We start from the raw sequence: 18,554 nt of genomic DNA, 5'->3' as shown, positions 1-18,554 counted from the left end.
GGGTCAGGCCTTGGGCCGCTTTTCCGCGAACGTGTGCTCGGGCCCGGGGAATCGCCGGGCCCGGACATCCTCGGCGTAGGCCTGGGCGGCGGCGCCCACCTGGGTGGCCAGATCGGCGTAGCGCTTCACGAACTTGGGCGTGAAATCGGCGAACAGGCCCAGCATGTCGTCCGACACCAGCACCTGGCCGTCGCAGGCGGCACTGGCCCCGATGCCGATGGTGACCACGGGCACCAGTTCCGTCACCTGGCGGGCCAACGGCTCCACCACCCCCTCAATCACCAGGGAGAAGGCGCCGGCCTCGGCCACGGCCCGGGCGTCCCCCAGGATCTTGGCCTGCTCCGCGTCGCTCCGCCCGCGGGCGCGGTAGCCGCCCAGCACGTTCACCGCCTGGGGCGTCAGCCCGACGTGGCCCATGACGGGTATGCCCCGGCGCACCAGGAAGTCAATGGTGGCCGCCATCTCCTCCCCCCCTTCCAGCTTCACGGCGGCGGCGCCGGTCTCGGCCAGGATGCGGGCGGCGACGCGGAAGGCCTGCTCGGGGCTTTCTTGATAGCTGCCGAAGGGCAGATCCACCACCACGGCGGCGTGATTGGAGCCGCGCACCACGGCCGCGCCATGGGCCACCATCATCTCGACCGTGACGCCCAGGGTGCTGGGCAGGCCGTACAGCACCATGCCCAGGCTGTCCCCCACCAGCAGCACGTCGCAATGCGGGTCCAGCAGGCCGGCCATGGGGGCTGTGTAGGCCGTGAGGCACACCACGGGGGTAGCCCCTTTGCGGGCGGAAATGTCAGGAACGCTCAAGCGTTTCACGGCGGTGGTAGCGCTCATCCCGGTGGCGATCCTCAAGGGAAGGACGTTTTGCGCCGCATCCCTACACCAAAGCAGCGCGCCGCGCCAATGAATGGCGACGCGTCGCAGCCGGCGCACCACTCCCGCCCTCGTTCCGTCACCAGAACTTCGCTATGTTAATCTTTTAGCCCGCCCACTACGGATGGCGGGCCCGGACCAGAGCCAGGACCAGAAAAGGCGGCGCATGCAGTCGGCGGTGGACGCGAGCAAGGACAAATGGCCCGGCCCCTCGGCGGAGCCCACGGCCGGCGTACCCGTCTCCGGGGGGTTCTGGCGCAAGCTGCTGGCCTTTTCCGGCCCCGGCTATCTGGTGGCCGTGGGCTATATGGATCCCGGCAACTGGGCGACCGACATCGCCGGCGGTTCCCGCTTCGGCTACACGCTGTTGTCCGTGGTGCTGCTGTCCAGCCTGATGGCCATGCTGCTGCAGGCCCTGTCGGTGCGCCTGGGCATCGCCAGCGGCCGCGACCTGGCCCAGCTGTGCCGGGAACGGTATGGCCCCCGCACCGCCGTCCTGCTGTGGATATTGTGCGAAATCGCCATCATCGCCTGCGACGTCGCGGAGGTCATTGGCTCCGCCATCGCGCTGAAGCTGCTGTTCGGCCTGCCCTTGATCGTGGGCGCCCTCATCACCGCGTTCGACAGCCTGCTGATCCTGGCCCTGCAGAACCGGGGCGTGCGCCGGCTGGAGGCCTTCATCCTGGGCCTCATCACCCTGATCGGCCTCTGCTTCCTGGCGGAGGTGGCGTTGAGCCGGCCGGGTGTGGGCGCCGTGCTGGCGGGCTTTCTGCCCACGGCCGACCTGCTGGGCGACCCGGCCAAGCTGTACGTGGCGGTGGGCATCCTGGGCGCCACCGTCATGCCCCACAACCTCTATCTCCACTCCGCCGTGGTGCGCACCCGCGCCTTTCCCCGGGATGAGGAGGGCCGTCGCGAGGCCATCCGCTTCGCCACGCTGGACAGCACGGTGGCCCTGTTCATCGCCTTCTTCATCAACGCCGGCATCCTGATCCTGGCGGCGGCCGCCTTCCACGGCCAGGCGTTGGTGGAGGACATTGAGGAGGCCTACCGCTTGCTGGCCCCCATGCTGGGCGCGCCGCTGGCCAGCCTGCTGTTCGCGGTGGCGCTGCTGGCCGCGGGCCAGAACTCCACCGTCACCGCCACCCTGGCCGGCCAGGTGGTGATGGAGGGCTTCGTCTCCCTGCGGCTGAAGCCGGTGTGGCGCCGGCTGATCACCCGCCTGCTGGCGCTGGTGCCCACCCTGCTGGTACTGGCCATCGCCGGCGACGCGGCGGCCACCACCCTGCTGATCTTCACCCAGGTAGTGCTGAGCCTGCAGCTGCCTTTCGCCGTCATTCCCCTCGTCCGCTTCTGCGGCGACCGGAGCGTCATGGGACGCCTGGCGGCGCCCCGCTGGCTGCTGGCCCCCGCCTGGGCGGTGGCGGGCGTCATCGTCATCCTGAACGGCGTGCTGATCGTCCAGACGGTCACAGGGTAAGGGCGGCGGCGGAAGGGGCTAAAGCCCGAACAGGCGGCGGAACGCCACCTCTTGCGCCGCTGGCACGCTATGCCGGGCCGCCAGCTCGGCCAAGGCCGCCGCCATGGCCGCCATCGGGCCGGACCAGTCGTTCATGCGCGTCTGGCGGAACAGCCGGGCGGTGGGGTACCAGGGGCTGTCGGTCCGATCGCGCATCCACCGCCAATCCGGCCGGTTGGAAATGAGCAGCCAGACCGGCTTGCCCAAGGCGCCCGCCAAATGGGCGACCGACGTGTCGACGGCGATCACCAGGTCCAGGTTGGCGATGGCCGCCGCGGTCTCGCCGTAGTCGCTCAGGCGTGTGGACAGGTCCGTCACCCTCCCAGCCGACATTTGCCCCACGTCAGCCGCGCGCGGTCCCACTTGCAGGCTGTACCAGCGCACGCCGGGCACTGCCCACAGGGGGTCCAACGCCGCCAGCTGGTGGATGGACCGGTGGCGGTCGCCCCTGTGGCCGGGATTGCCGGCCCAGACCAGCCCCACCCGCAGGCCCGGCGCGCGAATGCCCGCGTCCTCCGCCGCGAACCCGGCGCGCCAGCGGGCCAGGGCTGCGGCCGGCGGTGTCATATACGGGACCACCGCCGGCACCGTCGCCAGCGTGGTGCCCAGCAGGTAGGGCAGGCTGAGCAAGGGGGCGTGCACATCACAGGTCGTCGGCACCTCGTCACCCACCAGTAGCGCGTCGACGCCCGGCACGCTGGCCGCCAAATCCGCCAGGCTGCGCGGCGTGCGCAGGACGATGCGGGCTGGCGGGCCCGAGCATCCCGGTCCGCCCCACCAGCGCCGGTCGGCATAGCGGCTGAACTGGATCAGGTCGCCCATGCCCTGTTCGGTATGCAGCGTCAGGGTGCGCCCGGTCAGGTCCTGGCCCGGGCGCCAAGCCCGTTCGGGCATCACGTCCCACAACCGGGTCTCGTGCCCGTCCTGCAGGCGCCACTCATATTCCGCCCAGCCCTCCTCCAGCTGACCCATCTGCAGGCAGGCCATGCCCAGGTTGACGTGGGCCGTGACGAAATTGGGCTTGAGGGCGATGGCCCGGCGCAGTGAAGTCTGCGCCTCCGCCACCCGCCCGGCGTCCAGCAGCACGATTCCCAAGGTGTTGTGCATATCCGCGTTACGGGGTGCCACGGCCAAGCCGCGGGCGGCGGCGGCGAGCGCCTCTCCGCTACGGTCCAGTCCGTGCAGGGCGGCGGCCATCACGCCCAGCGCCAGCTCACTGTCAGGCTGCAGCACCAGCGCCTGCCGGGCCATGTCCAGCGCCTCCTCCAGGCGGTTCTGGCCCTGTAAGGCGACCGCCAGGCAAACGCGGGCGTCGATCGACTGCGGGTCGCGGGCCAGCGCGTTGCGCCCCAGCGCCTCCACCTCCTCCCAGCGCTGCCGCTCCACCAGGCAGCCCGACAGCGCGTGGATGGCGTCGGACTGCCCGGGGTCCAGCGCCACGGCCTGCCGGAGGGATTCGATGGCGGCGTCCAGGTCCTTCATGTCGCGCAGGGCCACGCCCAGGCAGGTGTGGGCCAGGGCCAAGTCCGGCCGCAGGGCAAGGGCCCGGCGCGCCATGTCCGCCGCCTCCGCCAACGCGCCATCAGCCTGCAGCGCAATGCCGAGGTTGCACCAGTGCCCGGCGTCGTCGGGCGCCAACTCCACCGCGCGCCGATAGGCGGTGACGGCCTCCCCAAGGCGCCCAAGGCCGCGCAGGGCGTTCCCCAGGTTGCCCTGGGCGTCGGCATAGTCGGGCCAGAGGGCCAGGGCCTGGGCATAGGCATCCAGCGCGGCCTGGGCGCGGCCCGCCGCGAGGTGGGCGTTGCCGACGGTATTCAACTCGACCGCCTGGTCCCGCCGCCCGTCCGTCTCAGGCGGGCGCGGCTCCTTCTCGGCCGGCGGCGGGACCGGCTGCAATTCCGCAGCCCGGCGGTGGGCGGCCATGGCCTCGTCCTTGCGGCCCGCATCGGCCAGGGCGTTCCCCAGATTGACGAGCAGTTGGGCATTGTCCGGTTGGGCCGCCACGGCGGCGCAGTAAGCCTCAATGGCCTCGACCAGCTGGCCCTGGCGGTGCAAGGCCACGCCCAGATTGGCCAGCGCCGGCATGAAGTCCGCCCGCACGGCCAGGGCCCGCCGGAAGGCATCCACCGCCGCCTCGGCATAGCCCAGTTGCAGCAGCGCCACGCCCAGGTGGGTCCAGGCGGCGGCGTCATCCGGCGCCGCCGTCACGATCGCGTTATAGTGGGCCGCCGCCTCGGCCCATTGGCCGTCCAGCATCAGTTTCTGGCCGTCGTCACTCACGTCCGCCCCACTTCCCTCAAACCGCCCCATGGGACGGCATCCTAAAACGAAAAAGGGCGCCGATGTCACCACCGGCGCCTTCTCACCCCCGAATGAACCGCGCCCGCATGCCGGGGCGGGTCAGTCGAACGCCTCGTCCCAGCTGCCGCCGGTGGCGGCCTTGCTGTATTCGGTGGCGCGATTTTCGAAGAAATTGGCGTGTTCCACGCCGTTCAGCATGACGTCCATCCAGGGCAGCGGATTTTTTTCCACGCGATAGATGGGCTGCAGCTCCAGCTGCACCAGGCGGCGGTCGGCGATCCAGCGGATGTATTGCTTCACGTCCTCGGCCGTCAGGCCTTGCACGCCGCCCATCTCGAACGCCAAGTCGATGAAGGCATCCTCATGCGCCACGATGGTGGAGCAGGCGACGTAGAGATCCTTCTGGAAGTCTTCCGTCCAGATCTCCTGGTTCTCGGCGACGAAGGTGCGGAACAGGCGGATGGCGGACTGCGTGTGCAGCGTCTCGTCGCGCACCGACCAGGTCACGATCTGCCCCATGCCCTTCATCTTGTTGAAACGCGGGAAGTTCATGAGGATGGCGAAGGAGGCGAACAGCTGCAGGCCTTCGGTGAAGGCGCCGAACACCGCCAAGGTCTTGGCGATGTTGGCGGGGTTGTCCACCGTGAATTCCTGCATGTAGTCGTACTTGTCCTTCATCTCCTTGTAATGGAGGAAGGCGGAGTACTCGACCTCGGGCATGCCGATGGTGTCCAGCAGGTGGCTGTAGGCCGCGATGTGGATGGTTTCAATGTTGGAAAAGGCCGAGAGCATCATCTGCACCTCGGTCGGCTGGAACACCGCCGCGTACTTCTTCATGTAGCAGTTGTTCACCTCGACGTCGGCCTGGGTGAAGAACCGGAAAATCTGGGTCAGCAGGTTGCGCTCGCCGTCCGACAGCTTCTGGCGCCAGTCCTTCACGTCGTCGGCCAGCGGCACCTCCTCCGGCATCCAGTGCAGGCGCTGCTGCGTCAGCCAGGCCTCATAGGCCCACGGATAGCGGAAGGGCTTGTAGACGGGGTTCGGGGTCAAAAGCTGGCTGGGCACGGGCGAAATCCGTTCGTCTATACGTCGTTGGTGAAATAATCAGAACCAGCCTGACGACTTGGTCAGCGCCTCGAAGGGCGCCATCATCGCCGCCAGGAATTCATCGGCGGTCACTTTGCCGTCGTGGTCGGCGTCCCACTTGTCGAACTTGCGCAGCGACTGGGCGCGCAACTCCTCGCGGGTCACCCGGAAATCGCTGTCGGTGTCGGCCGACATCACCGGATCCAGGCCCACCTGCAGGCGCACGCGGGAGCCCTGGTAGCTCGCGCCATCAGGTAGCGCCTCCACCGAGTCCGGCTGCACCGCGCGGTCCTGGGCGCCCAACAGGGGCGTCACCGGATGCGGCTGCGCCCGGAAGGGCTGGGTCAGGCGGTACTTCTCCAGCTCGGCCGAGGTGATGCTGCCATCGTGGTCCAGGTCGAACAGGTCGAAACTCCGGTCCGCGTCGGCGATCACCTCATCCCGGGTCAGCACGCCGTCGTGGTTGGCGTCTGTCTGGTGAAACCAGAGCATCAGCACCGCCTTGTACTGCAGTTGGCTGCCCGAGGGGGGCCCCAGGATCTGCCCCGACGGGCTGACCGGCACCAGTTGCAGGTAGGGATTCACCGGCAGGTCATGCCCCCCGCACCCTGCCAGGCCGAACCCCAGGGCGCCCGCCAAGGCCACCCTGGCCAGTGCCTTCACAACCCGCATGCGACTTCCCCGCCAGCATCAATGGACCGATCCAGGAAGACCGGCCCCCTGGAGCCATCGATCGTCGATCAACGGCTCACTGGCAAGCCAGGCATTCCTCATAGTTGTTGGTTTCCACGGCCGCCGGGGCGCTGGCTTTCGCTTCCGTCTTCTTGGCCACGACGGCGCCAATGTCGGCCTCCGCCCGCTGGATGGACATGGAGCGGAGATAGTAGAGGCTCTTCACACCCTTCTTCCAGGCCTGGAAATGGATCTGGTGCAGGTCGCGCTTATGCACATCGGCCGGCAGGAAGATGTTCAGGCTCTGCGACTGGCAGATGAAGGGCGTGCGATCGGCCGCGTGTTCGATCAACCAGCGCTGATCCAGTTCGAACGCCGTCTTGAAGACATCACGCTCCAGATCCGACAGGAAGTCCAGATGCTGGACGGATCCACCGTTCAGGGTGATGGACGACCAGGTGTCCTCGTCGTTGCGGCCATATGTCGCCAGCACCTGCTCCAGGTGCTTGTTGCGTACCGAGAACGATCCCGAGAGCGTCTTGTGGTTGAAGGCGTTGGCCGCCGCCGGCTCGATGCCCGGCGAGGCGCCGCCGCAGATGATGGAGATGCTGGCGGTGGGCGCGATGGCGATCTTGTTGGAGAAGCGCTCCTCATAGCCGTAGTCGGCGGCGTCCGGGCAGGCGCCGCGCTCCCGGCCCAGCTTCAGCGAGGCCTCGTCGGCCTGGCGCTTGATGTGGGCGAACATACGCTTGTTCCACACCTTGGCCATCACGCCCTCGATGGGCAGGCCCTGGCTCTGCAGGAAGCTGTGATAGCCCATGACGCCCAGGCCCACCGAGCGCTCGCGCATGGCGGAATAGCGGGCACGCTCCATGTCGTCCGGCGCCTTCTCGATGAAGTCGCTCATGACGTTGTCGAGGAAGCGTAGCGTGTCCTCGATGAAAGTGGGATGGTCCTGCCATTCCAGGAAATATTCCAGGTTCAGCGACGACAGGCAGCAGACGGCCGTGCGCTGCTGCCCCAGCTGGTCCAGGCCGGTGGGCAGGGTGATCTCGCTGCACAGATTGGACATCTTCACCGACAGGCCGGCCAGCTTGTGGTGTTCCGGCATGGCACGGTTCACGTGGTCGATGAACAGCAGGTAAGGCTCGCCCGTCTCGATGCGGGCGGTCAGGATGCGGATCCACAGGCTGCGCGCGGAAATGCGGCGAATGACGGAACCGTCCTTGGGGCTGGTCAGCGCCCATTCACCATCGGTCTCGACCGCGCGCATGAAGGCGTCGGGGATGACCACGCCGTGGTGCAGGTTCAGCGCCTTGCGGTTCGGGTCGCCGCCGGTGGGGCGGCGCATCTCGATGAATTCCTCGATCTCCGGGTGCGACACCGGCAGGTAAGTCGCGGCAGAGCCACGGCGCAGGCTGCCCTGGCTGATGGCCAGGGTCAGGCTGTCCATCACGCGAATGAAGGGCACGACGCCGGAGGTCTTGCCGTTGCCGCCGACCTTCTCACCGATGGAGCGCAGGTTACCCCAGTAGCTGCCGATGCCGCCGCCGCGCGAGGCCAGCCAGACGTTCTCGTTCCAGAGGTCGACAATGCCCTTCAGGCTGTCGTTGCACTCGTTGAGGAAGCAGCTGATGGGCAGGCCGCGCGAGGTGCCGCCGTTGGACAGCACGGGCGTGGCCGGCATGAACCACAGCTTGGAAATGTAGTCATACAGCCGCTGGGCATGGGCCGCGTCGTCGGCGTAGTAGCTGGCCACGCGCGCGAACAGATCCTGGAAACTTTCACCGGGCAGCAGGTAGCGGTCGGTCAAGGTGGCCTTGCCGAAGGCCGTCAGCAAATCGTCACGGGAATGATCCACAACGACCGCCGGACGGTTAGCAACTTGAATCCTGCCGAAAACGTCTCCGTCCCGCATGACTTATCCCCAGGCTGTGTATGAATTGCGCTGTGGATAACCGAGGACCGGATACCACATCTAGCGGCAACGAGCGCTGATCCTACCAAATCGTGACAGTACGCCAACGGATTTTTTGTACCTCCGAAGGGCATTTTTCCATTGCGTCGGAAAAGCCCAGGGATACTGCGGCCGGCATGGGGTATCCTGCCCGCCAGCCATGGTTAATGAGGGTGCGGAACCTGCCCGAAAGGGGGCCGCCCGATGCCCTGGAGGGTCGCCTGATGTTCATCGCGTGCTCCAACCTCATCGTTCCCAACCCCCCTATATCTTGTGCCGGCATCGCGGTGGGGGACATAGATGGTGATGGACGCTTTGATTTCGTCGTCACCTGCGCCGACGCGCCCAACCGCGTGCTGAGCTGGGACGGCGGCGCCTTGGTGGAGCATCCGGCAGGCCCCCTGGCCGACGCCAGCGCCTGCGCCCGGGCGGCCCTGTTCGCCGACATGGATGGCGACGGCCGGGAAGAGCTCTACATATTGAATGAACCCGTCGCGGCCGGCGCGCTGCCCACGCCGGACCGGCTGTTCGCCTGCTTCGGCAACCGCTGGGTCGACTTGGCCGCCCTGCCGGAGAACTTCGCCGCCGCCAACCGCGCGGCCGGCACGTCGCTGGCCTGCCTGGACCGCCACGGCACCGGCCGCTACAGCATCGTGGTCGGGGGCGAGGGCGTGCCCCTGCAGCTGTTCGAGCTGGACCGCCGCGGCCGCCTGCACGAGGTGGCGGAGGAGGCGGGGCTGGACATTGAGGCCGACGCCCGGCTGCTGCTGGGATCCTGCCTCACCGGCTCCCTGCCCGACCTGTTCGTCGGCTGCGCCAACGGCCCCAACCTGTTGTTCCGCAACCTGGGCGGCGGCCAGTATGAGGAGATCGCGGACGAGGTGGGGCTGGACGACCCCTTCGCCAACGCCAGCGCCGCCACCATCCTGGACGCCGACGGCGACGGGCTGGTCGACCTGCTGCTGGGTAACGTTCAGGGGCCGCAGCGCCTGTTCCAGCATCGCGCCGGCGGCGGCTTCGTCGACGTGGCGCCGGCGGAGATGGCGCAGCCGGCTCCGGTACGCGCCGTTATCGCCGCCGACTTCGACAACGACGGCTATGAGGAGCTGTTCTTCCACATGCATGGCCAGCCCAACCGCCTGTTCGCCTGGCGGGAGGATCGATGGGTGTCCATCGACGTGGGCGACGCCGCTGAACCGGAGGGCCTGGGCACCGCCGCCGTGGTGGCCGATATCGACGGCGACGGCCAGCTGGAACTGCTGCTGGGCCATGGCGATGGCGAGGCCCAGCCCCTGTCGCTGTTCCTGGCCTCCCCCACCGGCAACAACTGGCTGCGCGTCCTGCCCCTGACGGCCGGCGGCGCGCCGGCGCGGGGCGCCACCGTCTGCCTGACCGCCGGCGGCCGGCGGCAGCTGCGCAGCATCACCAGCGGGTCCGGGGGCCCCTACCAGCGCGAGCCCGTGGCCCATTTCGGCCTGGGTGAACTGACACTGGTCGACCTGCTCGACATCACTTGGCCGGACGGCGCCACACTGCGGGTGGAACAGCCCGACCTCTGCCGCCTGATGGTGGTCCACCATCCCAGCCTGGGGCAGCAGCCGACGTGCTAGCTTTCGTTGCTTTCAAGCGCCAGCGGCCCCTTCCGGGGCCCTGGCTGATCGCTCGCTTTTCAGAAAGTTCCGGCGCCCACCGTCCCGGGATTGTCGCTTCGCTCGGGAAAGCGGGTGCCGGTGACCTCTCCCAGGCCTAGGCCTGGTTGAGCAGCGAGGGGGCGACGCCCTTGGTCTGGGTGGCGGCGCCAGCGAGATCGCTCATCAAGGACTGAACGGCCTCCATCATGGCATCCATGGCGGTGGGGTTGTTCTCCCCCTCAGGCCCGCCATGGCGGACCTCGATGGAGGTGCCGTCGGGCAGGTCGGCATGGAAGGTGTCGAGCGTGCGGGACTGTTGTGCGCCACCACCCGAGGCCGGATCGGCGGACGCCTGCTTCGACGGCTGCGCGCCGTCCTGGATGTCCACCTTGCTGAACGCCTTCACCATGTCTTCCAGCGAACTGAGCATTTGGGCGCTGAACCCGCTGAAACCGCCGCCGATATGCGCGATTCCGACAGAGAAGCCATTGGGAAGGCTCACGCTCAGGGAATCGGTCTCGGTGTTCCCGTCGCCGAGCAGGCTGCTGAAGCTGGCCGACGGGTCGGCCGGGGCCCCGGCCGGGCCGCTCACGCCGGGCTGCGTGGGCGTGAGGGGGGAATTGCTGATGTTGCTGATGGACATGGGTGACGCACTCCCAAGAAGAAGGTGTGCGCACGAACGCAACCATCGTGCCGATGATTGCAGAACTGCCAAACCCAGGCGTTTCGGGCAGAATTTTCCCGCAATAGGAAATTTATGCCCGGCATTTTCTACCTATGGGAAATACCGCCCCGGCAGAAACCGCCCCTTAGGATGAGGGCACCATGACGGTGTGCCGGCGGGTGCGGCCCAAGGTCAGACCGTAGAAACGGGCCAGCATTACAGCGTAGGCCCCCCAGCCCACGCCATAAAGGCCGACGCTGACGACATAGCTGGCGGCGATCTCCACCGGATCGGTCAGGCGGCTGAACAGGGGGGTCACGAAGGCGGGCAGCACCGTCAGCAGGCTGAGTGCCGTCAGCCGTACGGACAGGCCGCGGGTGGCGATCCAACCCAGGCGGAAAGAGGCGGCACCACCCACCGCCAGCGGCACCACCCCCACCATGAGGCGGCCGAAAATGCCCATCATGATCAGCACCAGCGGCAGGGCCACCAGCACGAACAGGCCGCCCGCCACCGATTCCGGCATCTCCATGCCCAGCGCCACCAGGGCGCCATCCAGCAGACGCAAGGAGGGCAGCAGGAAGACCAGCACCGGCAGGGCGCTGACCATGGCCGCCAGCATCCACCCCAGATAAGCCAGTTCCCGCCGGCCCAGGCTGGGGCTGAGGAAGCCGACACCGTCATCGGCCTGCAACACCCAACGCGCCCACCAAACCTGCATGCGGATGAAGAACCAGGCGTTGAAGGCCATAGGAATGAGATGGAAGGGCAGGACCTCCGCCTCCCACGCCTCCTCCAGCGCGGGGTCCACCGGCCGGGGGTGGGTCAGCGCCAGGATGATATAGAGGACCATCATCACCAGGGCCGGCATGCCGGCGAAACGCACGGTGCGCCCGGGATCGGACAGCACCTCGCGGAACGCGGCCGCCGCCTCATGCCACACCATCGGCTTGCGCCGCACGTCCTCCATAACCAGCCAACCCTCGACTACCGTCCCGCCGCCCCGGAGAATGCCGGATCGCGCCGGTTGTGGCGAAGCGTTATGTTGCCGCGCCCCGCCGGCGGCGGCGCCTTTTCCTCAAGGTCTATCCCAATGCCCTCTTCCCCAATGCCCTCGTTGCTGACCGTCCGTGCCGAGACCTTCCCCATCCGCGGTACCTTCCGCATCTCGCGCGGCGCCAAGACCGAGGCGCACGTGGTGGTGGCGGAGGTGACGGACGGGGCGGCCACGGGCCGGGGTGAATGCGTGCCCTATGCCCGCTACGGCGAAACGGTGGCCGGCGTGGTGGCGGACCTGGAGGCGCTGGCGCCCGCCGTGGCCGCCGGCCTGACCCGCGCCGACCTGCAGCGCCTGCTGCCCCCGGGGGCGGCGCGCAACGCCCTGGACTGTGCCCTATGGGATCTGGAGGCCAAGCGCACGGGCATCCCCGCCTGGCGCCTGGCCGGCCTGGCGGCAGCCCCGGGGCCGCTCGCCACCGCCTTCACCCTATCGGTGGACACGCCGGAAGCCATGGCCGCCGCCGCCCGCGCCGCCGCCCATTGCCCTTTGCTGAAGCTGAAGCTGACCGGCGAGGGCGACCTGGACCGGGTGGCCGCTGTTCGTGAGAACGCGCCCCATGCCCGCCTGATCGCGGACGCCAACGAGGGCTGGAGCCTGGAGCAACTGGACCGCTACGCCCCGGCGCTGGCGTCCCTGGGGGTGGAGCTGCTGGAACAGCCCCTGCCAGCCGGCCGCGATGCCGACCTGGCGGGGTATCAGTGCCCCATCCCCCTGGGCGCCGATGAATCGGTGCACGGGCTGGACAGTCTTGGCGCCCTCGTCGGCCGCTACCAGGTGGCCAACATCAAGCTGGACAAGACCGGCGGCCTGACCGAGGCGCTGGCCCTGAAAGCGGCCTGCGAGGCGGCGGGCCTGCGCGTCATGGTGGGCTGCATGGTGGCGACCTCGCTGTCCATGGCTCCCGCCCACCTGCTGGCCCAGGGGGCGGCCTTCGTCGACCTGGACGGGCCCCTGCTCCTGGCCCGCGACCGAATGCCCGGCCTTCGCTACGAGGGTGCCACCGCCGACCCGCCGTCCCCTGTCTTATGGGGATAGGGAAAGCAATGCGCACCAATGGCTTATGAGGGGATACCCTCCCCTTTGGCGCCGTCCCCGCCCCTCTGTCGAACGGCCTCCCCCTGGGGGCCTACGCCCAAGGGCGCACTTCGCTTTTGGCCTAAAAGAGGATTAACTCGGGGCCTGCCAAGTAAAACGTCTGGTTGGGGCCATGTTAAATAGAATTCTGGGCCGGGAGCAGGGAGAGCAGCGGGAAGAATTGGCCCGCCTGCGCGCGGAAAACGCCGCCCTGAAAGCGGAAAACGCCCTGCTGAACCGCCTGTCGGCCCCTGCCCCCCTGCTGGCGTTCGTGCAGGACAACGATCTTCGCTACGTCTGGGCCAAGGGGCCCGTAGCGGCCTTCGGCCCCGGCGTGCTGGGCCTGACCGATCTGGACATCCGCAATGGCCGCGGCAAGAGCGCGGAGGGTTTCACCACCCTGCACGCCATCAAAGGCCGCATCCTGGAAACCGGCCGGGGTGAGCGGCACATGTTCCGCCTGGAAATCCCGGGAGAGACGGAAAGCCGGCTGTACGACCTGGTGCTGGAGCCCCACCGCGAGCCGGACGGCAGAATCACCGGCATCGTCGGCCTGGGCCTGGACATCACGGTGGAAACGGCGCGCCGCGGCGCCGTGGCCTTGGCCGAGGCGCAGGCGGTGAAGGCGGAAGCGGAACGGGCCAACCGCGCCAAATCGCGCTTCCTGGCCGCCGCCAGCCACGATCTGCGCCAGCCCTTCCAGGCCATGCGCCTGTTCCTGCATCTGCTGGAAACGCGCCTCACCGACGATCCCCAGCGCGACCTCGCGACCAAGCTGACGGAGTCGCTGGACGCCACCGAGGATTTGCTGAACGCCCTGGTGCAGATCTCCGCGCTGGAGGCCGCGACCGTCACGCCCACGCCCACGCGCTTCGCCCTGTCAACGGTGATGGAACGGCTGGCGGGTGAGTTCCGGCCGCTGGCGGCCGCCAATGGCGTCAAACTGCGCTATGTCCCCACCACCGCCCAGGTCAACAGCGACCCCGTCCTGCTGGACCGCATGGTGCGCAACCTGATCGTCAATGCCGTGCGCCACACCCGCAAGGGCGGGATCCTCATCGGCTGCCGGCGCCGGGGCACCACGGCGCAGCTGCAGGTATGGGACACCGGCTGCGGCATCCCGGCCGACCAGTTGCCCTTCATCTTCGACGAGTTCTACCGCGGCGAGACCGCCGCCGGCACGCCGACCGCCCAGAGCGGGCAAGCCAAGCGCGACGCACAGCACGGCCTGGGCCTGGGCCTGGCCATCGTCAAGAAGACGGCCACCCTGCTGGGCCTGACGGTCACCGTCGTCTCCACCCCGAACCGGGGGTCCGGCTTCACCATCACCCTGCCACTGGCCGAAACGGTGCGGGCGCCGGCACCCCGCCCGATCCTGGTAACCGAGGTGCGTCCGGCGGCGGCCGGCCCCGCGACCGAACCGGTCAAGGAACCCCCGCCCGGCCCGGCCCAGCATCCGGAAGTGAAGGAGCCCGGCACCGCGGAACCGCCGGTGAAGGAGCCATCGAAGGACCAGCCGCCCAGCGGCGTGTTGGTGGCCCTGCTGGAAGATGACCCGCTGCAGTTGGCGGCGCTGGAGGCCATGGTGGAGGATTGGGGCTGCGTCCCCCTGGCGGCATCCACGCCCGAAGCGCTTTTCGAAGGGCTGGACAAGACGGACGCGACCCCGCGCCTGGTCATTTCCGACAACCGCCTACCGGGCAACCGGCGCGGCATGGACGTCATCGCCGAGATCCGCAAGCGCTATGGCGGGGATGTCGGCGGCATGCTGGTGACGGGCGACACCGATCCCCAACTGATGGAGCAAGCCACCGCCGCCGGCGTCGTGGTCGTGCACAAGCCCATCGCCCCGCCCCGCCTGCAGCGCCTGGTGGTGGACGCCCTTCAGAACGGCACGGGGCAGGACGGCACAGGCGCCGGCCAGGGCCGCGCGCCCGCTCCGCCGTCCCCCGGGATCAGTCCCGGAAGTTCTCGTATTGCAGCGGCTGCTCGATCTTGAGCCCCTTCACCAGGCGAATGGCGTCCTGAAGGTCGTCGATCTTCTTGCCGGTGACACGCAGCTCATCGCCCTGGATGGCGGCCTGGACCTTCATCTTGCTGTCCTTGATGGCCTTGACGATGGTCTTGGCCAGTTCCTTGTCGATGCCCTGCTTCACCTTGACCTCCTGGCGGCGGGCGTCGCCGGCGGCGCGCTGATCGTCGCCCCAGTCCAGGCAGCCCACGTCCAGCTTGCGCCGGGTCAGATGCACCTTCAGCATTTCCTGCATCTGGGACAGCTTGGGCGCGTCATCGGCCACGATGGTGATGACGTCGTCCTTGTGCTCGATGGTGCACTTGGCGCCCTTGAAGTCGAAGCGCTGGCCAAGTTCCCGCACCACGCCCGCCACGGCGTTGTCCACCTCGGCTTTGTCGGTCTTGGAAACGATGTCGAAGGACGGCATGGCAGTCAGGCTCCCGCAATGAACGATGATGAAACGGCGCCGCACGGACGGCGCGCCTTCCCCGGTTCTAGCACGCCCCTTTGACGGGGCACACCCCCGGGGCGCCGGCGGGGGGCATGCGGTGGCTTGGGGCCGGCCAAGGCCGTCATCCGGCCGCAACACCTGCCCATGTTTCTATAGCCTCCCCCCAAGATTTTGTTGCGATACGGCATAGTGCGGGTCAAACATACCGCATGCGGAAAGGTCCGGGCTTTCCGGGCGCGGCGCATGCATCGCATGGTTGCGTCGCGGAACGGCACCGCACGCCAAAGCACGATTCTCAAGCAGTTCATTCGGGCGGATTTAGTCTCATGGATCGCAGGGCCATCCTCCGGCTTGCCGTCGGAATACCGTTCCTGGGCGTCGGCGGCCTTGTCCGCCCGGGACAGGCCGAGCATCTGATCAACGTGGCCGCGCGTCCCACCGCGCTGCGGGCCCCCCGGTTGGTGATGATCGATCCCGGCCACGGCGGCAAGGACCCCGGCGCCATCGGCCACGAAGGCACCTATGAGAAGGACGTGACGCTGGACCTGGCCAAGGAACTGGCCCTGCAGTTGCGTAAGACCCAGGGCCTGAATGCCGGCCTGACCCGGGAAGACGATCATTTCCTGGAGTTGGGGGAGCGGGTGGACGTGGCGCGTGAGGCCAAGGCCGACCTGTTCCTGTCCATCCACGCCGACAGCGCCCCCAACGCCAACGCGCGCGGCCTGTCGGCCTACACCCTGTCGGAAAAGGCGTCGGACGCGTTTTCCCAGGCGCTGGCCGACAAGGAAAACTACGCCGACCGCCTGGGCCTGGACCTGAAGCACACCAAGCCGGTGGTGGCCGATATCCTGATGGATCTGGCCACCCGCCGCACCAAAGCGGCGTCACTGGCGGCGCGCCAAGGCATCGTGCACGGGGCGGGGCGTGACCTGCGTCTGCTGGAAAACCCCATGCGCTCCGCCAACTTCGTGGTGCTGAAGGCGCCGGACATCCCGTCCGTGCTGGTGGAGACCGGATTCCTGTCCAACCGCCAGGACGAGGCGCTGCTGCGCGACCCCACCCAGCGCAAACGCATCGCCGGCATCCTCGCGCGGGAATTGGCGACGCTGCTCGCCTCCCCTACTTTCGCCTGATTTCCGCCATAGCCTGCCGCCGCGAATTTCTGAAAAACAGGGACCAGGGCATCGTTCATGACCTCCGCGACCATCATCGGCCAGCGCCGCCCCGTCACCGGCCCCCTTCTTCTGCTGTTGGCGGGCATGGGCGCGCTTCTGGCCGGGTGCCAGTCCCCGGGCCGCGAATCGCCCGAACTGGCGCGCCAGCGGGCGGAGGCCGCCGCCGAGGCGCCCGCCGTGCCCGATGGCCAGATCGATGAGCAGATTCACCGGCTTTGGAAGGAAAAAAGCCCGGAGATGAACAGCCGCCTGAACGTCACGGTCGACCGGGGCGAGGTGCTGCTGACCGGCAACGCCCGCGACCCTGATATGCGGGTGGACGCGGTGCGCCTGGCCTGGCAGGCCGACGGCGTGCGCAAAGTTTTGAATGAAATCAAGATCGCGGACGAAAGCAGCCTCTCCGACAGCGCCACCGATGCCTGGATCAACACCAAGCTGTGGGCGGCCCTGCTGCTGGACGGGCAGGTCAGATCCAGCAACTACAGCATCGAAACCGTCAACCAGGTGGTCTACATCATGGGCGTCGCCCGTAGTGGGGTGGAGCTTGAGGCCGTGCTGCAGCACGCCCGCGAACTGCCCCGCGTCCGCCAGGTTGTGAATTATGTCCGTCGTTGAGCGTGTTGCCGTGGGTGCTGTTGGTCCTCTGGGTCGCTTCCTGGCCCTGGGTCGTGTCCTGGCTCTTCCCGTCCTGGCCCTGGCGCTGGCCCTGACGCCGGGGGCGCCGGCCGGCGCACAGCCCATTCCCGGGCTGGCTGGCAACCAGACCCTGCCCGACGCCCAGGCCATGGCCAACCGCCAGTTCGTCCAGGCGATGGAGTCCATCAAGAAGGCCGACCAGAGCTATGATTTGCAGGAGCAGACCAAGCTGCTGCTGCAGGCGGACAAGCTCCTGTCCAACATCCTGGTGCAAAGCCCGGAAAGCCCCCTGGCGGTGCAGCTGTCCACCAATCAGTTCGTGGGCGACTTCGACTACAACGACTTCAAGTCCCGCATCCGCAGCCTGGCCTGCAACGATGCCCAGTCCACGGGCTGTTTCCTCTACCGTATCGAAGGGCTGATCCAGCCGGTGGACTATCCCATCACCGCCCCGCGCTGGGATTGGCTGTCGCTGGCGGTCGCCCATTACCACCTGGGCGACAAGGAACGCACCAAACAGATCATCGCCCCCTTCATCGCCGCCTTCCGCCGCGCCCCGCCGGTGACGGACACCGGCCGTGACCTGTTCCTGGGCCGCGCCCTGTCGCTGACGGGCGAGGTGGACATGGCCTTGGACATCACCCGGCGCATCAACGACTGCTCCACCCGCATCTACAACCTGACCGACATCAGCCAGGCGCTGATCTGGAAGGGGGACAAGGGCCAGGCGGGCAAGCTGGTGGAAGAGGCGGCGGAATATGCCCAGGCCAACAACTGCGCCTGGGAACTGGGCCTGGTGGCCGAAGGCTTCTACAAGGCCGGCAACGAGGCCCGCGCCCACACCATGTTCCTGAACACGGTGGAGGAGCAGTTCAGCCGCTTCAAGGACCGCAAGGGCAATTGCTGCGCGCCGGAGCTGGCGGTGGCCGCCGGCGACCTGGGCGACCCCAACCTGGCGCTGGGCCTGTTGCGCACCGTGCAGCAGGAAAGCCCCTGGACCATACCGGCGGTGCTGGGCCGCCTGGGCGCCCGGGGCGAAATGCAGCTGGCCACCACCTATGCCGAACAGGTGCAGGACACCGACATCAAGGCGGAAACCTTCGTCCAGCTGATGGCCGACGCGCTGAAGACCGGCGACCGCAAGCAGGCGGAGGCCCTGTCCGGCCGCATCGACAAGCTGCTGTCCGCCGGGACCGACCCCAAGCCCCTGATCCTGGCCCAGCGCGCCCGCGCCGACAAACTGCTGTTCAAGGACCAGCGCTGGCGCAACACCTATCTGGCCGGCCTGTCGGCGGCGGAACGCAGCAACAGCGGCGACACCCAGCGCAAGGACATCGCCGTGCCCATGCTGGCAGCACTGGTGGAGATCGAGACCGGCACGCCCATGCTGCAGTAACGAAAAAGCCCCCGGAGCACCGCCCCGGGGGCTTTTCCTTAAGCC

The 18,554-nt window shown here is 68.1% G+C and carries 15 protein-coding genes; 7 read left to right on the top strand and 8 right to left on the bottom strand.

Annotated features, from left to right (window positions below; translation table 11 throughout):
• Positions 1-3: 3 nt before the first annotated feature.
• Positions 4-834 (bottom strand): 3-methyl-2-oxobutanoate hydroxymethyltransferase, encoded by an 831-nt coding sequence (panB, locus tag Y958_RS03795; protein WP_040845969.1) that lies wholly within the window; start codon positions 832-834, stop codon positions 4-6.
• A gap of 205 nt (positions 835-1,039) precedes the next feature.
• Here panB and Y958_RS03790 point away from each other — a divergent pair, with 205 nt between their 5' ends.
• Positions 1,040-2,353 carry an Nramp family divalent metal transporter gene (locus Y958_RS03790; RefSeq protein WP_088870964.1) on the top strand — a complete coding sequence of 438 codons (1,314 nt, stop codon included), beginning with the start codon at positions 1,040-1,042 and terminating at the stop codon, positions 2,351-2,353.
• 18 nt (positions 2,354-2,371) lie between these two features.
• On the opposite strand, the gene Y958_RS32720 is transcribed toward Y958_RS03790, so the two are convergent.
• The 4 genes from Y958_RS32720 to Y958_RS03770 form a co-directional block, all read right to left on the bottom strand.
• Positions 2,372-4,672, bottom strand: coding sequence for a tetratricopeptide repeat protein (locus Y958_RS32720; protein ID WP_186291248.1), 2,301 nt, complete (start codon positions 4,670-4,672; stop codon positions 2,372-2,374).
• Positions 4,673-4,792: 120 nt separating this feature from the next.
• Positions 4,793-5,758, bottom strand: a complete 966-nt coding sequence (locus tag Y958_RS03780) for a ribonucleotide-diphosphate reductase subunit beta (protein ID WP_086008820.1) — start codon at positions 5,756-5,758, stop codon at positions 4,793-4,795.
• A gap of 39 nt (positions 5,759-5,797) precedes the next feature.
• Positions 5,798-6,451 carry an EF-hand domain-containing protein gene (locus Y958_RS03775; RefSeq protein WP_088870962.1) on the bottom strand — a complete coding sequence of 218 codons (654 nt, stop codon included), beginning with the start codon at positions 6,449-6,451 and terminating at the stop codon, positions 5,798-5,800.
• Between the two features lie 76 nt (positions 6,452-6,527).
• Entirely contained in the window at positions 6,528-8,369 is a 1,842-nt protein-coding gene (locus Y958_RS03770) for a ribonucleoside-diphosphate reductase subunit alpha (protein WP_088870961.1), read from the bottom strand.
• 263 nt (positions 8,370-8,632) lie between these two features.
• Here Y958_RS03770 and Y958_RS03765 point away from each other — a divergent pair, with 263 nt between their 5' ends.
• Entirely contained in the window at positions 8,633-10,018 is a 1,386-nt protein-coding gene (locus Y958_RS03765) for a CRTAC1 family protein (RefSeq protein WP_088872458.1), read from the top strand.
• A 136-nt stretch (positions 10,019-10,154) separates the two neighbouring features.
• Here Y958_RS03765 and Y958_RS03760 read toward each other — a convergent pair whose 3' ends face one another.
• Positions 10,155-10,682, bottom strand: a complete 528-nt coding sequence (locus Y958_RS03760; protein ID WP_088870960.1) for a hypothetical protein — start codon at positions 10,680-10,682, stop codon at positions 10,155-10,157.
• A 166-nt stretch (positions 10,683-10,848) separates the two neighbouring features.
• On the bottom strand, positions 10,849-11,664 hold the full coding sequence (locus Y958_RS03755) for a hypothetical protein (RefSeq protein ID WP_145727744.1): 816 nt from the start codon (positions 11,662-11,664) through the stop codon (positions 10,849-10,851).
• Between the two features lie 132 nt (positions 11,665-11,796).
• On the opposite strand from Y958_RS03755, the gene dgcA reads away from it, so the two are divergent.
• Together dgcA and Y958_RS03745 are read left to right on the top strand one after the other, a co-directional pair.
• Positions 11,797-12,798: an N-acetyl-D-Glu racemase DgcA gene (gene dgcA, locus Y958_RS03750; protein WP_244909361.1), complete on the top strand. Its 1,002-nt coding sequence runs from the start codon at positions 11,797-11,799 to the stop codon at positions 12,796-12,798.
• Between the two features lie 172 nt (positions 12,799-12,970).
• Complete coding sequence (locus Y958_RS03745; protein WP_088870957.1) at positions 12,971-14,836, top strand: hybrid sensor histidine kinase/response regulator; 1,866 nt, start codon at positions 12,971-12,973, stop codon at positions 14,834-14,836.
• Here the strand turns inward: Y958_RS03745 and Y958_RS03740 are convergent.
• Positions 14,793-15,278 (bottom strand): YajQ family cyclic di-GMP-binding protein, encoded by a 486-nt coding sequence (locus Y958_RS03740; RefSeq protein ID WP_040846069.1) that lies wholly within the window; start codon positions 15,276-15,278, stop codon positions 14,793-14,795. The two genes, Y958_RS03745 and Y958_RS03740, sit on opposite strands and share 44 nt — an antisense overlap.
• A gap of 350 nt (positions 15,279-15,628) precedes the next feature.
• Here Y958_RS03740 and Y958_RS03735 point away from each other — a divergent pair, with 350 nt between their 5' ends.
• From Y958_RS03735 to Y958_RS03725, 3 genes are read left to right on the top strand one after another with little or no spacing between them, the layout of a single operon-like run.
• Entirely contained in the window at positions 15,629-16,435 is an 807-nt protein-coding gene (locus Y958_RS03735; RefSeq protein ID WP_040846068.1) for an N-acetylmuramoyl-L-alanine amidase family protein, read from the top strand.
• A 57-nt stretch (positions 16,436-16,492) separates the two neighbouring features.
• On the top strand, positions 16,493-17,092 hold the full coding sequence (locus Y958_RS03730; protein WP_088870956.1) for a BON domain-containing protein: 600 nt from the start codon (positions 16,493-16,495) through the stop codon (positions 17,090-17,092).
• Positions 17,079-18,509: a hypothetical protein gene (locus tag Y958_RS03725; protein WP_244909360.1), complete on the top strand. Its 1,431-nt coding sequence runs from the start codon at positions 17,079-17,081 to the stop codon at positions 18,507-18,509. The genes Y958_RS03730 and Y958_RS03725 overlap by 14 nt, the downstream gene beginning before the upstream one ends.
• The last annotated feature ends 45 nt before the right edge of the window (positions 18,510-18,554 follow it).

Origin of the sequence: Nitrospirillum viridazoti CBAmc, from assembly GCF_000730165.1 — a bacterium.
Taxonomy (GTDB): domain Bacteria; phylum Pseudomonadota; class Alphaproteobacteria; order Azospirillales; family Azospirillaceae; genus Nitrospirillum; species Nitrospirillum viridazoti.
This window is presented reverse-complemented; position numbering and strand designations above follow the sequence as displayed.

Excerpts from the sequence above, each read along its gene's own strand:
- dgcA (WP_244909361.1), top strand. The coding sequence starts at position 11,797 with ATGCCCTCTTCCCCAATGCCCTCGTTGCTGACCGTCCGTGCCGAGACC.
- Y958_RS03770 (WP_088870961.1), bottom strand. The coding sequence starts at position 8,369 with ATGCGGGACGGAGACGTTTTCGGCAGGATTCAAGTTGCTAACCGTCCG.
- Y958_RS03745 (WP_088870957.1), top strand. The coding sequence starts at position 12,971 with ATGTTAAATAGAATTCTGGGCCGGGAGCAGGGAGAGCAGCGGGAAGAA.
- Y958_RS03730 (WP_088870956.1), top strand. The coding sequence starts at position 16,493 with ATGACCTCCGCGACCATCATCGGCCAGCGCCGCCCCGTCACCGGCCCC.
- Y958_RS03775 (WP_088870962.1), bottom strand. The coding sequence starts at position 6,451 with ATGCGGGTTGTGAAGGCACTGGCCAGGGTGGCCTTGGCGGGCGCCCTG.
- Y958_RS03760 (WP_088870960.1), bottom strand. The coding sequence starts at position 10,682 with ATGTCCATCAGCAACATCAGCAATTCCCCCCTCACGCCCACGCAGCCC.
- Y958_RS03790 (WP_088870964.1), top strand. The coding sequence starts at position 1,040 with ATGCAGTCGGCGGTGGACGCGAGCAAGGACAAATGGCCCGGCCCCTCG.
- Y958_RS03725 (WP_244909360.1), top strand. The coding sequence starts at position 17,079 with ATGTCCGTCGTTGAGCGTGTTGCCGTGGGTGCTGTTGGTCCTCTGGGT.
- Y958_RS03740 (WP_040846069.1), bottom strand. The coding sequence starts at position 15,278 with ATGCCGTCCTTCGACATCGTTTCCAAGACCGACAAAGCCGAGGTGGAC.
- panB (WP_040845969.1), bottom strand. The coding sequence starts at position 834 with ATGAGCGCTACCACCGCCGTGAAACGCTTGAGCGTTCCTGACATTTCC.
- Y958_RS03735 (WP_040846068.1), top strand. The coding sequence starts at position 15,629 with ATGGATCGCAGGGCCATCCTCCGGCTTGCCGTCGGAATACCGTTCCTG.
- Y958_RS03765 (WP_088872458.1), top strand. The coding sequence starts at position 8,633 with ATGTTCATCGCGTGCTCCAACCTCATCGTTCCCAACCCCCCTATATCT.